Consider the following 13,181-nt stretch of genomic DNA (forward strand, 5'->3'; position numbering starts at 1 on the left):
ATTGGTGGAGGTGGTTTTGCTAGAAGGGAAAGATGTTCTCGTTGTAGAAGACGACCCAGTATTTAGAAATATGATTGTTGGCTTTCTTGAGAGCCAAGGATGCTTGGTGCAAGAGGCTGATAATGGTTTAGAAGGGCTACGTGCATTAAAGGAGCATATTCCTGATCTGTTACTCTGCGATCTCGCTATGCCTGTTATGACAGGTATGGAGTTTGTTGAAGAAGTGTCTATTCAATATCCAATGATACCAATTATTGTTATTTCAGGAACGGGAGCAATGACAGATGTCGCTTTAGCGTTGCGACTTGGTGTTAAGGATTTCTTAATAAAGCCATTAGAAAATATTTTAATGCTGAAATCTTCTATGATATCGGTATTGAAGGGGCAAGACAGTGCGACACATCATCGACAAGATTTTTCTAATCGATGGTTTGATACTACAGAAGATACAGAGCCTGTTGAAGAAGAATTGGAATGGCATATTAAAGATTTGCAAAATAACCCTAAAGCGGCACGTGAGCTATTAGTGGGACTAATGCCTGAAACACAATCGACTTATGGACGATGGCAGTTAAATTATTGTGTTTTACAATCCATTGATTCCCTTCCAGTTATTCTTGATTATACTTGGCTATTAGATGGTCAATTAGCCTTTTACCTTCTTGATACCAGTAGTGGTGATCATAATGCGACGGCAACTGCGTTATTAATTCGTGCTTTTTTTAATGATTATTTACGTAATCAAGGTAATTGTTTAGAAAGCTTAAGCCACTTAGTAACATTGATTGAAAAAGGGATGAAGCACTCAGGTTATGCGTCACCTATCAAGGCTTTGTTTGGCGTATTTGATTTGTCTGATAGATGTTTGCATATTCTTCCTGCAGGTATTGAAGCACAACTTCGAACAAGTGACGCTTCTTTTGAAGTCGCATCAGGTGAATGGCTTGGACGAGAAGCAAGGCACAATATGTTATCGAAGCTAGCATTGTCTCCATCAGGTGGGCGTTTATCGCTAAGCCAATTGGGGCATGCTAGTTTTAGTGTGAACTTTAAAAACATTAAGATGTAAAAAAGGGCAGTGTTAGCAACACTACCCTTAAATGGATTATTATCAGTACGGCATTACGCTTCTACTGTTTTAACCTCTGTTGTTTCGTCATTAGATGAAGATTCTGCACCATGCATCCAATTAATTAAGGTATTGGATAGTAACAGCAGTAATACACCGGCAATCACTGCAGTAATTGCAATACCAGAGAAGATTGCTAGAGGACCGGCTTCACCAATACGTGAACCAATCTCACCTGCAATATAGTTAGCAATGGCGTTAGCACCAAACCATGCACCCATCATTAATGATGCTAAGCGAAGAGGTGCAAGTTTTGTCACCATTGATAAACCAATCGGTGATAAACATAACTCACCTATCGTATGGAAGAAGTATGCACCAATCAGCCATAGCATAGAGGTTTTCACTGTCATATCGCCACCTTGCTCAAGCGCAGCACCAATCATACAAGCAAAGCCTGCTGCTAACGAGAACATTGCTAGTGCAAATTTCACAGGTGAGTTTGGCTCTTTCTTACCCAATTTTACCCAAAGAGCAGCAAGAATCGGAGCACAAATAATAATGAAAAATGGATTAAGTGATTGGAACCAAGCTGCCGGCACTTCGAAACTACCAATCATACGGTTTGTGTATTCTTGAGAATAGATATTCATTAAGCCGCCAGCTTGTTCAAAGCCTGCCCAGAATACGATAACAAAAGTACACATCACCATAATTACTTTCAGGCGATCACGTTCAATTTTGGTTAGTGGCTCTTTTTTACCGCTTGCGTTGTTTGCTGCATCACGAATTGCAGCTGGAACAGTACCAATATCACCTAGGTAACGTTGTGCGAAAAACAGTTGGATCAATAGGCTGAGTAGCATACCGATACCGGCACATAAGAAACCTGCTTTCCAGCCATAAATGGCAGAAGCTGTACCTGCAATAACACCGGCAAGTAATGAACCTATGTTGATACCCATATAGAAAATAGTAAACGCACCATCACGACGGTTATCGCCTTCTTTGTAGAGATCACCCACCATGGTTGAGATGTTTGGCTTAAATAAACCATTACCAATGATCAGGAAAGTAAGGCCTAAATAGAAAGCGTTTACAGCATGAGGATCAACGACACTGTGCGGGAGTGCGAGAGTAAATTGACCAATAGCCATTAATACGCCGCCAATAATAATTGATCGACGTTGACCTAAGTAGTTATCTGCAATCCATCCACCAATTAAAGGAGTAAAGTAGACAAGACCGGTGTAAATACCATATAGGCTTAATGCTTCTTGAGTACTCCAGCCTAAGCCGCCATCGATAGTTTTATCTGTTAAGTACAAAACTAAAATAGCGCGCATGGCGTAGTAGGAGAAACGCTCCCATAGCTCAGTTCCAAATAACAGGAACAAGCCTTTTGGGTGGCCCAATAAGGTACCACTACTATTATGACTCATAGGATTCTCTATATTATTGTGATGGTGTGTTTGCTAATACCGGTGGTTTTATAAAGCACAATATATACGACTGCAAGTTTTTACATTTAAAGAACAAATGATAAACATTTCAACCTATTGAAAAACAAATGGTTGTAGATTTCTTAGTCAAAATTGAAAAGTTAATTTTTAGTATGGTAATTATGTTGTTGTTTTTATAATTATTAATTATTTGGTTTTATATTTTGTTTTTTAATCTTTTTGTGGTTTTTTTGTCTATCTATTTAGATTGTTCATGAATGTTACAAAGTTTGACTGTGGAATTACTGTAAAAGTGGTGACTGTCTTGGTTTCCATAAATGAGTTGAGCAACAATAAGCACTCAATAAATACTTTATATCCCGAATTAGCCGCAATATAAAAAGTAGCTATTTATGTATATAATAGCGATGAATTTTAATGTTTAGGATTGATGATGAAAGATTGGTATTTGCTTTATTGTAAGCGCAGTGAACAAGAGCGTGCAGTGATCAATCTGGATCGTCAAGGTGTGGATTGCTACTACCCCCAGGTAACAGTAAAAAAAGTGAGCCGAGGCAAACGAATAGAGTCAATCGAACCATTATTTCCAAGTTATGTTTTTGTTCAATTTGATCCTGAAATGGTAAGTTATACGTCGGTGCGATCAACACGTGGTGTGGCTGACTTTATTCGCTGTGGTGCAATGCCACAAAAAGTACGTGAAGAACTTATTTATAACTTAATGATGAATGAAGATAGTGAAGAGCATCAACGTTTGTTGTCAATGCTTCCTCAGCCCGGTGAAAAATTAAAGTTAGAGCAAGGTAAGTTTCAAGGTCTTGAAGCTATTTACCAAGAACCTGATGGTGAGAAACGCTCATTTATGCTGATTAACTTGTTAGGTAAGCCTGTAAAAGTAAGCGTAGATAACACTGATCTGCTTAAAAAGTGATCATTTTTATCAGTGGGTCAGAACTCTCTTTTGCATATTTGAAAGCTATCTAATACGATGTTTGCAAACATAATATACTGGAAAAAAAATTGAATACTTCATTAGTGCGTAAAGCTGTTATTCCTGTTGCTGGTCTGGGGACTCGAATGTTACCTGCAACCAAAGCTATTCCAAAAGAGATGCTTCCAATTGTAGATAAGCCGCTTATTCAGCATGTAGTGAATGAGTGTGTTGCAGCAGGAATTAAAGAAATTATTTTAGTGACGCATTCTTCAAAAAATTCGATTGAGAACCACTTTGATACCTCTTTTGAATTAGAAGCGACATTAGAAGCGCGAGTAAAACGTCAGCTACTTGAAGAAGTACAAGCGATTTGTCCACCTGATGTGACCATTATGCATGTACGTCAAGGTCAAGCTAAAGGTTTGGGTCATGCAGTATTGTGTGCACATCCCCTTGTTGGTGATGCGCCTTTTGCAGTTGTTTTACCTGACGTAATTTTGGATGATGTTGCGAGCGATTTACGTTGCGATAATATGGCTGCCATGGTGAAAATGTTTAACGAGACTAAAGTGAGTCAGGTGATGGTTGAACCTGTTCCTATGTCTGAAGTGTCAAACTATGGTGTTGCGGATATTAATGGTGTGGAATTACATGCTGGCGAATCAGCACCGATGACAAAGGTTGTTGAGAAGCCTTCAGTTGAAGACGCGCCTTCTAATTTAGCTATTGTCGGTCGTTACATACTTCCAGCTGAAATTTGGGCATTATTAGCCCGTACGCCTGTTGGCGCGGGTGATGAAATTCAATTGACCGATGCTATCGATATGCTAATGCAATCTCAACAAGTGAATGCATTTCATATGTCAGGCGTAAGCCATGATTGTGGTAGTAAAATTGGTTACATGAAAGCGTTTGTTGAGTACGGTTTGCGCCATAATCAATTTGGTGAAGAATTTACAGCGTATGTCAAACAACTAGCTAAAAGCTTATAGTCGACGCCATAAATTGTATAATCAAAAGAAAAAGCGATGGTGTTCCATCGCTTTTTTTATTTATTCTATTTGTTAATAAGAAGAGGACTGCTAATTTAAAATAGCATTGTTTTGGAGAATAAAAGAGCAATAGGTATCACTCTTTTTATTACCAATTATTCGCCGTGAAACTGCTCGCAAGCTAACATAGTATTTTCTATTAATGTTGCGACTGTCATTGGGCCGACACCACCAGGGACTGGAGTGATATGTTTTGCTTTTTGGTTGGCAATATCAAATTCAACATCACCACATAATTTACCATTATCTAATCGGTTAATACCCACATCAATGACGGTAGCCCCTTCTTTAATCCAAGCGCCAGGAATAAAGTTAGGTTTACCTACAGCGACGACAAGGATATCTGCACGACGAACATGGCTCTCAAGATCTTGAGTAAAACGGTGACAAGTTGTTGTTGTAGCCCCTGCTAATAATAATTCGAGTGTCATCGGGCGACCTACAATATTAGAAGCGCCAACAATAATCGCTTCTTTCCCTCGTACCGGAATATTGTAACGTTCTAAGAGGGTCATAATACCTTTAGGGGTACAAGAGCGTAGTTTTGGGATACGTTGACTTAAGCGTCCGACATTGTATGGATGGAAGCCATCAACATCTTTTTCAGGATCAATACGCTCTAAAATTCGTGTGCTATCCATACCAGCTGGTAATGGAAGTTGGACTAAAATGCCATCAATCGTTGGATCGAGATTTAATTCGTCAATAAGAAGTAATAATTCTTCTTCTGAGGCTGTTGGTGGTAGATCGAATGATTTAGAGACAAAGCCGACTTCTTCACAGGCTTTTCGCTTACTACCAACATAAATTTGAGAAGCAGGATCTTGACCTACGAGCACAACAGCTAAGCCGGGTGCACGAAGACCAGCATCTTTACGAGCTTTCACTCTAGCGGCAACTTCCTGTCGAACTGTTTGGGATATTAATTTCCCATCAATAATTTGGGCGGTCATGGTAATCCTTTTTATATAGGCTAAGCATGTGGACGCTATTATTGTGTCAGAAAATGATTACTTTAGCTATAACGCAAACGTTTGCTTTTTGTTTGTTTAATAATGGCGAACAATCTTAAGTGTTTATCGTTGAAGGGAATAGGTATCTACAATTGCACTGAAAAAACTGAAAATAAAACAGATTGCTTTAACTTTAATCGCTTGGCGGTTTAAATCATGAAATTTAAAGTAAACGTATTGACCTAAATGATTAGCAACGTATAATCCTGCCTCGTAACGCCATGTTACACAATGATGCGCCCTTAGCTCAGCTGGATAGAGCACGTCCCTTCTAAGGATGTGGTCGCAGGTTCGAATCCTGCAGGGCGTGCCATTCTCTCTTCTTTATATATAAGATCCAAAATCTAATTCATTTCTAAGCTTTTTTAATACAAAAATCACTCTGTAGTTAGTCTTATAACGGCATAAAAAATGCTTTCTCTGTTACGTCATATTTGCGTTAATTCGACTGTTTTTCCAACATTTGAACCCAAAAAACGCAGAGATCTATGATTATTTTCTCCTTACCCCTTGAAATGTTCGTTATAGACCCTATCTTGTGTTTCAGTTGTAGAGCTAGATAGCAGTTTAGTCTATCTCACCTCGACGCCACCTAAGTGTGTCGTTATAATAACGCGCTTTAATTTCTAAGTTGGATGAGCATATCTGACAGTTTAGAAATAAAGTAAAAGAATTGAGGCGTTATGGTTTTCGAGCCGTAACACGAAAAGGATGCCACCGTCAGTAAATGGCTGTTCGGCAACATCACTCAGAAAGCTGAGTAAGTTTTGAGGTTAAATATAATGCAAGTTACCGTTGAAACCACTGAAGGCCTAGAACGCCAACTAACAATCACTGTTCCTGCTGCAAACATCGAAGATGCAGTAACAGCTGAACTAAAGAAAATTGCTAAAACTCGTCGTTTCGACGGTTTCCGCCCTGGTAAAGCACCAATTAAGATGGTTGCTAAAATGTTTGGCGCATCAGTACGTCAAGACATCCTAGGTGAAGTAATGCACCGTCACTTTATCGAAGCTATCGTTAAAGAGAAAATCAATCCAGCAGGCGCGCCAACATTTACTCCAGTAGAAGTTGCTGAAGGTAAAGACCTAGTATTCAAAGCGACTTTCGAAGTATTTCCTGAGATCGCACTTCAAGGTCTAGATAAAGTTGTTGTTGAGAAGCCAGTTGTTGAAGTAACTGAAGCTGACGTTGATACAATGCTTGATACTCTACGTAAGCAACAAGCTACGTGGACTGAAGTAGATGCAGCCGCTGATGCAAACAGCCGTGTAACTATCGACTTCGTTGGTACTATCGACGGTGAAGAGTTCGAGGGCGGTAAAGCTGAAGGTTTCGCACTTGCTATGGGCCAAGGTCGTATGATCCCTGGTTTCGAAGAAGGCGTTGTAGGTAAAAAAGCGGGTGAAGAGTTTACTGTTGAAGTAACGTTCCCTGAAGAATACCACGCTGAAAACCTAAAAGGTAAAGCTGCAGCATTCGCTATTAAACTTCACAAAGTTGAAGCACAAGAGCTTCCTGAACTAACTGAAGAGTTCGTTGCTAAGTTCGGTGTTGAAGACGGTTCTGTTGACGGTCTTAAAGCTGAAGTTCGTAAGAACATGGAGCGTGAACTTAAGCAAGCTGTTAAAGGTCGCATCAAAGATCAAGTTCTTAACGGTCTTGTTGAGCAAAACGACATCACAGTTCCTGCTGCACTTATCGATCAAGAAATCGAAGCACTACGTCAGCAAGCTGCACAACGTTTTGGCGGTGATGCTAAGAATATGCCTGAACTACCACGTGAGTTGTTCGAAGAGCAAGCTAAACGTCGTGTAGTTGTAGGTCTTCTAGTTGGTGAAGTGATCAAGTCAGAAGAGCTAAAAGCAGACGAAGAGCGCGTTAAAGCAATCATCGCTGAAATGGCTTCTGCATACGAAGATCCATCAGAAGTAGTTAAATACTACGAAACTAACGAACAGCTAATGAACAACATGCGTAATGTTGCTCTAGAAGAGCAAGCGATTGACGCACTTCTAGCTAAAGCACAGGTTTCTGATAAAGACGTTAGCTTCAACGAGCTAATGAATCCTGCTGCTTAATTTGCTGAAATTGATGTAGAGATTTGACATTATCTCAAGTCTTCTGCTAACAATGGTCCGTGTGAGTCATTTCATTCGGGCCATTTATTTTAGGGAAATAACGTTATGAGCTACCAAGAAAAAAACGCCATGTCACCAATTTTGGATGCGCTGGTACCTATGGTGGTCGAGCAGACTTCTCGTGGTGAGCGTTCTTATGATATATATTCTCGTCTCTTAAAAGAGCGTGTGATTTTCTTAACTGGTCAGGTTGAAGATCACATGGCTAATTTAGTAGTAGCACAGCTACTATTTTTAGAGTCAGAAAACCCAGATAAAGACATCTTCCTATACATCAACTCTCCAGGTGGTTCTGTTACTGCGGGTATGTCAATTTATGACACTATGCAGTTCATTAAGCCAAATGTGAGTACTGTATGTATGGGTCAAGCATGTTCAATGGGAGCATTCTTACTTGCTGGTGGTGCGAAAGGTAAGCGTTACTGTCTACCGAACTCACGTGTAATGATTCACCAGCCATTAGGTGGTTTCCAAGGACAAGCATCGGATATTCAAATCCATGCACAAGAAATTCTAACAATCAAACAACGTCTAAACGGTTTATTGGCTGAACATACAGGCCAACCACTAGAGGTTGTTGAGCGTGATACTGACCGTGATAACTTTATGTCTGCAGAACAAGCTGTAGAATATGGTTTAGTGGATGCCGTGTTGAGTCAACGTGACTAAGTACTTATTTAGCTGATTAACTCTAGATAGTTAACGCAGCAAAATAAGTCGACTTGTTATACACTCAAGACAAGGCAATGATGGGAATACCCCAATAAGAGGTTAGCGAATGACAGATAAGCGAAAAGAGAGTGGTAGCAGTAAGCTATTGTATTGCTCTTTCTGCGGTAAAAGTCAGCATGAAGTTCGCAAGCTGATTGCAGGCCCTTCTGTTTATATTTGTGATGAATGCGTTGATTTATGCAACGATATTATTCGCGAAGAAATTAAAGAAGTGATGCCTAAACGCGATGGCGATGAACTGCCGACTCCGCAAGAAATTCGTAACAACCTAGATGATTACGTAATTGGGCAAGCACATGCGAAAAAAGTGCTAGCTGTTGCGGTATATAATCACTACAAACGTCTACGTAATGGCGATACAACTAGTGAAGGTGTTGAACTAGGTAAGAGTAACATCTTACTTATCGGCCCTACTGGTAGTGGTAAAACACTATTAGCTGAAACACTAGCACGAATGTTAGATGTTCCATTTACGATGGCTGACGCAACCACGCTGACTGAAGCGGGTTATGTGGGTGAAGACGTAGAAAATATTATCCAGAAATTGCTACAGAAATGTGATTACGACGTGGCGAAAGCTGAACGTGGTATTGTTTACATTGATGAAATCGATAAGATTTCTCGCAAATCAGATAACCCATCGATTACTCGTGATGTATCTGGTGAAGGTGTACAGCAAGCATTACTGAAGTTGATCGAAGGTACTGTTGCATCTGTGCCACCACAAGGTGGTCGTAAGCATCCTCAACAAGAATTCTTACAGGTTGATACTTCTAAGATCCTATTTATCTGTGGTGGTGCATTTGCAGGCCTAGATAAAGTTGTTGAGCAGCGTGTAGCAACAGGTACTGGTATTGGCTTTGGCGCAGAAGTGCGTTCAAAAGACCAAGCCGACACATTAAGTGATCTGTTTGAAAAAGTTGAGCCTGAAGATCTTGTTAAATACGGCTTAATTCCGGAATTTATCGGTCGTCTACCAGTCACTGCAACATTAGGTGAGCTTGACGAAGAAGCACTAGTTCAGATCCTTCGTGAGCCTAAGAACGCACTAACTAAACAGTATGCTGCGTTATTAGAGCTAGAGAATGTTGAGCTTGAGTTTCGTGATGATGCACTGGTTGCTATTGCACGTAAAGCAATGGAGCGTAAAACAGGTGCTCGTGGCCTACGTTCTATTGTGGAAGCGGTACTGCTTGATACTATGTATGAGCTACCGTCTCAGCAAGGTGTAAGTAAAGTTGTTATCGATGAGTCAGTAATTAAAGGTGAGTCTGAGCCTCTACTGATTTATGAAAACACGGAAGCACCAGCAGCTGCAGCTGAGTAAGTGTCTAATAAGTGCACATAAAGGCTAAAAAAAGGAGGCATAAGCCTCCTTTTTTATTTTCTGTTACTTCTTTCGTTGAATAATCATGTTTCACCCCCATATACTCAATATAAGCTAACTTTCTAGTCGTATTAAGTAAGTGACTCAACCAGTTACTTAATACGATTAGTATTGACAGGAAGAGAGATGAATATGAACCTGGAGCGTTCTGAGCGCCTTGAGATCCCGGTTCTGCCACTACGTGACGTGGTGGTGTACCCTCATATGGTTATTCCATTGTTTGTGGGACGGGAAAAATCTATTCGTTGCCTAGAATCGGCAATGGAGAACAATAAACAGATTCTGTTGGTTGCCCAAAAAGAAGCAGCGACAGATGAACCGTCAATCACTGATCTTTATGATGTCGGTACTGTTGCAACTATTTTACAGCTATTGAAGCTACCTGACGGTACCGTAAAAGTCTTGGTTGAAGGCCAACAACGTGCCAAAGTTGAAGATTTAGCTGATGATGAGTTCTTTACTGCTCATGCTGAATATCTGGTTACGCCTGAAATGGATGAACGCGAACAAGAAGTACTTGTTCGCACCGCTATCAGCCAGTTTGAAGGCTTTATCAAGCTAAATAAAAAGATCCCACCTGAAGTATTAACTTCACTTAACGGTATCGATGAAGCGGCCCGCCTAGCAGATACCATTGCTGCGCATATGCCGCTGAAACTGGCTGATAAGCAAAAAGTATTAGAAATCGTTGATATTACAGAACGTTTAGAGTTCTTAATGGCAATGATGGAATCAGAAATTGATTTGCTTCAAGTTGAAAAACGTATCCGCGGACGCGTTAAGAAGCAAATGGAAAAATCTCAGCGTGAGTATTACTTAAATGAGCAAATGAAAGCTATCCAAAAAGAATTGGGTGAGCTTGATGATGCGCCAGATGAGTTTGAAGCGCTAAAGAAAAAGATTGAAGAATCTAAAATGCCAGCTGAAGCTCGTGAAAAAACCGAGCAAGAGCTGCAAAAGTTAAAAATGATGTCACCAATGTCAGCGGAAGCAACCGTTGTTCGTGGCTACATTGATTGGATGCTAAGCGTGCCTTGGTACAAGCGCTCTAAAGTGAAGAAGAGCCTTGCAAAAGCCGAAGAAGTGCTTAATGCCGATCATTATGGTCTTGAGCGTGTGAAAGAACGCATTCTTGAGTATCTCGCAGTACAAAGCCGTGTAAACAAGCTAAAAGGCCCAATTCTATGTTTAGTTGGTCCTCCTGGTGTTGGTAAAACCTCTCTAGGTCAATCGATCGCTGCGGCAACGGGCCGTAAGTATGTTCGTATGGCATTAGGTGGTGTACGTGATGAAGCGGAAATTCGTGGTCACCGCCGTACTTATATTGGTTCTATGCCGGGTAAATTGATTCAGAAAATGGCAAAAGTAGAGGTGAAAAACCCACTTTTCCTATTAGATGAAATTGATAAAATGTCATCTGATATGCGTGGTGATCCGGCTTCAGCATTGCTGGAGGTGTTAGATCCAGAGCAAAACAGCGCATTTAATGACCACTACTTAGAAGTGGATTACGATTTATCTGATGTAATGTTCGTCGCTACATCTAATTCGATGAATATCCCAGGTCCATTGCTTGACCGTATGGAAGTTATTCGTCTATCGGGCTATACCGAAGATGAAAAGCTAAACATTGCTAAGAACCATTTACTTGATAAGCAAATTAAACGTAATGGTTTAAAAGCGGGTGAGTTGACTGTTGATGATTCTGCGATTATTGGCATCATTCGTTACTACACACGTGAAGCGGGTGTTCGTAGCCTTGAGCGTGAAATATCTAAACTTTGCCGTAAAGCAGTGAAAGAAATTTTACTTAATAAAGACATTAAACACGTTGAAATCAGCCAAGATAATTTAAAAGATTACTTAGGTGTTCAGCGTTGCGACTACGGTAAAGCTGACGAAAGTAATCGCATTGGTCAAGTAACAGGACTTGCGTGGACGGAAGTAGGTGGTGACTTATTAACCATTGAAACAGAGTCTATGCCAGGTAAAGGTAAGTTAACTTATACCGGTTCACTCGGCGATGTGATGCAAGAGTCGATTCAAGCGGCAATGACGGTGGTACGTTCTCGTGCTGAGCGTTTAGGTATTGCAGCTGATTTCTACGAAAAACGTGATATTCACGTTCACGTACCTGAAGGTGCGACACCGAAAGATGGCCCAAGTGCGGGTATTGCAATGTGTACAGCACTTGTATCTAGCCTAACGGGGAATCCTGTTCGTGCTGATGTGGCTATGACGGGTGAAATTACACTTCGTGGTGAAGTTTTACCTATCGGTGGTTTGAAAGAAAAACTATTAGCGGCACACCGCGGTGGCATTAAAACAGTGCTTATTCCCAAAGAGAACGAGCGTGATTTGGAAGAGATCCCAGAGAACGTGATCGCCGATTTGGAAGTACGTCCAGTACGTTGGATTGATGAAGTGTTAACTGTTGCACTTCAGAATAATCCGACAGGTATTGAGCTGGTAAATGCTCAAAATAGTGACCTGTAGCAAAATTAACTAAATAAAAAACGCTTTCAAAGACAAAAGTCCTTGTCAGCGTTTTTTTGTCTGGCTATAAGTTAACTCTAATCCGCGCTAAGCGATGTATTATTAAGGCCTGTTAAGTTTCTATCAATACAATCAGGTCTAGAAACAATTTATTGTCTACTATTCACAGCGTCTCAGTGACGAGTTACGGGTAGGCAAGTTCATTAAGGGGATTTAATCGTGAACAAAACTCAACTGGTAGATAAAATCGCAGAAAGCGCAGATATTTCAAAAGCATCAGCGGGTCGTGCTTTAGACGCATTCATCGAAGCGGTATCAGATACATTGAAAGACGGTGAGCAAGTTGCATTGGTTGGTTTTGGTACTTTCTCTGTACGTGAACGTGCAGCTCGTACAGGCCGTAACCCACAGACAGGTGCAGAAATTCAAATTGCAGCTGCAAAAGTACCTGGTTTTAAGCCGGGTAAAGCGCTAAAAGACTCTGTTAACTAAGAAATAGTTGGTTTTTTCTGACTGTTTTGTCATGTTATCATGGCTTAAATATTGCTACTGGAAAGGGTATACTGATCCAGTACAACAAAGGCGCATCGGTTGATGCGCTTTTTTTACTTTATAATGATGCCTATTTGACTAGGGATTTATTGTTTTGTTTCTTAACCAATATAAAGATAAAGAACATTTCATTAGTCAAATCGGTATCAAGTTATCATACTATGCGCTTTGTGGCTTATTGTGTTGGTGCTATCTTTAGTTTAAAAACTAATACAACAGGTTATTTACGTTTTAGTCAGTAACGGCTTAATAATATTGAAGGTTCGGCTATCGCGTTGATACCGATATTTTGTGCACACATTTGTAGTTCGAAACCGTGCCAGATCGAACAAGTAGGAGAGA

10 protein-coding genes and 1 tRNA gene are annotated in these 13,181 nt (G+C 40.4%); 9 read left to right on the plus strand and 2 right to left on the minus strand.

Features of this window, described 5'->3' with window-relative positions; translation table 11 throughout:
* The first annotated feature begins 16 nt into the window (after window positions 1–16).
* On the plus strand, window positions 17–1,069 hold the full coding sequence (locus tag C9J42_RS18085) for a response regulator (protein ID WP_107206464.1): 1,053 nt from the start codon (window positions 17–19) through the stop codon (window positions 1,067–1,069).
* A 53-nt stretch (window positions 1,070–1,122) separates the two neighbouring features.
* Here the strand turns inward: C9J42_RS18085 and C9J42_RS18090 are convergent, their stop codons facing one another.
* Window positions 1,123–2,511 carry a peptide MFS transporter gene (locus C9J42_RS18090; protein ID WP_107302221.1) on the minus strand — a complete coding sequence of 463 codons (1,389 nt, stop codon included), beginning with the start codon at window positions 2,509–2,511 and terminating at the stop codon, window positions 1,123–1,125.
* A gap of 454 nt (window positions 2,512–2,965) precedes the next feature.
* Between C9J42_RS18090 and rfaH the strand changes: the two genes are divergently transcribed.
* Together rfaH and galU are read left to right on the plus strand one after the other, a co-directional pair.
* Window positions 2,966–3,463, plus strand: a complete 498-nt coding sequence (gene rfaH / locus C9J42_RS18095) for a transcription/translation regulatory transformer protein RfaH (protein WP_107206065.1) — start codon at window positions 2,966–2,968, stop codon at window positions 3,461–3,463.
* Window positions 3,464–3,552: 89 nt separating this feature from the next.
* On the plus strand, window positions 3,553–4,458 hold the full coding sequence (galU, locus tag C9J42_RS18100) for a UTP--glucose-1-phosphate uridylyltransferase GalU (RefSeq protein ID WP_107206066.1): 906 nt from the start codon (window positions 3,553–3,555) through the stop codon (window positions 4,456–4,458).
* 155 nt (window positions 4,459–4,613) lie between these two features.
* Here galU and folD read toward each other — a convergent pair whose 3' ends face one another.
* On the minus strand, window positions 4,614–5,471 hold the full coding sequence (gene folD / locus C9J42_RS18105; protein ID WP_107206067.1) for a bifunctional methylenetetrahydrofolate dehydrogenase/methenyltetrahydrofolate cyclohydrolase FolD: 858 nt from the start codon (window positions 5,469–5,471) through the stop codon (window positions 4,614–4,616).
* Window positions 5,472–5,767: 296 nt separating this feature from the next.
* Between folD and C9J42_RS18110 the strand changes: the two genes are divergently transcribed.
* The 6 genes from C9J42_RS18110 to C9J42_RS18135 all read left to right on the plus strand — a co-directional run bounded on the left by C9J42_RS18110 (window position 5,768) and on the right by C9J42_RS18135 (window position 12,779).
* Window positions 5,768–5,844, plus strand: a tRNA-Arg gene (locus C9J42_RS18110).
* 469 nt (window positions 5,845–6,313) lie between these two features.
* On the plus strand, window positions 6,314–7,612 hold the full coding sequence (gene tig, locus C9J42_RS18115; RefSeq protein WP_105059697.1) for a trigger factor: 1,299 nt from the start codon (window positions 6,314–6,316) through the stop codon (window positions 7,610–7,612).
* 105 nt (window positions 7,613–7,717) lie between these two features.
* A complete protein-coding gene (gene clpP / locus C9J42_RS18120) occupies window positions 7,718–8,341 on the plus strand; it encodes an ATP-dependent Clp endopeptidase proteolytic subunit ClpP (protein WP_005369103.1) in 624 nt (207 codons plus the stop codon).
* Window positions 8,342–8,450: 109 nt separating this feature from the next.
* Window positions 8,451–9,731, plus strand: a complete 1,281-nt coding sequence (clpX, locus tag C9J42_RS18125) for an ATP-dependent protease ATP-binding subunit ClpX (RefSeq protein ID WP_107206068.1) — start codon at window positions 8,451–8,453, stop codon at window positions 9,729–9,731.
* A gap of 192 nt (window positions 9,732–9,923) precedes the next feature.
* Window positions 9,924–12,287, plus strand: coding sequence for an endopeptidase La (gene lon / locus C9J42_RS18130; protein WP_105061295.1), 2,364 nt, complete (start codon window positions 9,924–9,926; stop codon window positions 12,285–12,287).
* Window positions 12,288–12,506: 219 nt separating this feature from the next.
* Entirely contained in the window at window positions 12,507–12,779 is a 273-nt protein-coding gene (locus C9J42_RS18135; protein ID WP_005369098.1) for an HU family DNA-binding protein, read from the plus strand.
* Window positions 12,780–13,181: the final 402 nt, after the last annotated feature.

Source organism: Photobacterium sp. GB-56, assembly GCF_003026105.1.
Classification (GTDB): domain Bacteria; phylum Pseudomonadota; class Gammaproteobacteria; order Enterobacterales; family Vibrionaceae; genus Photobacterium.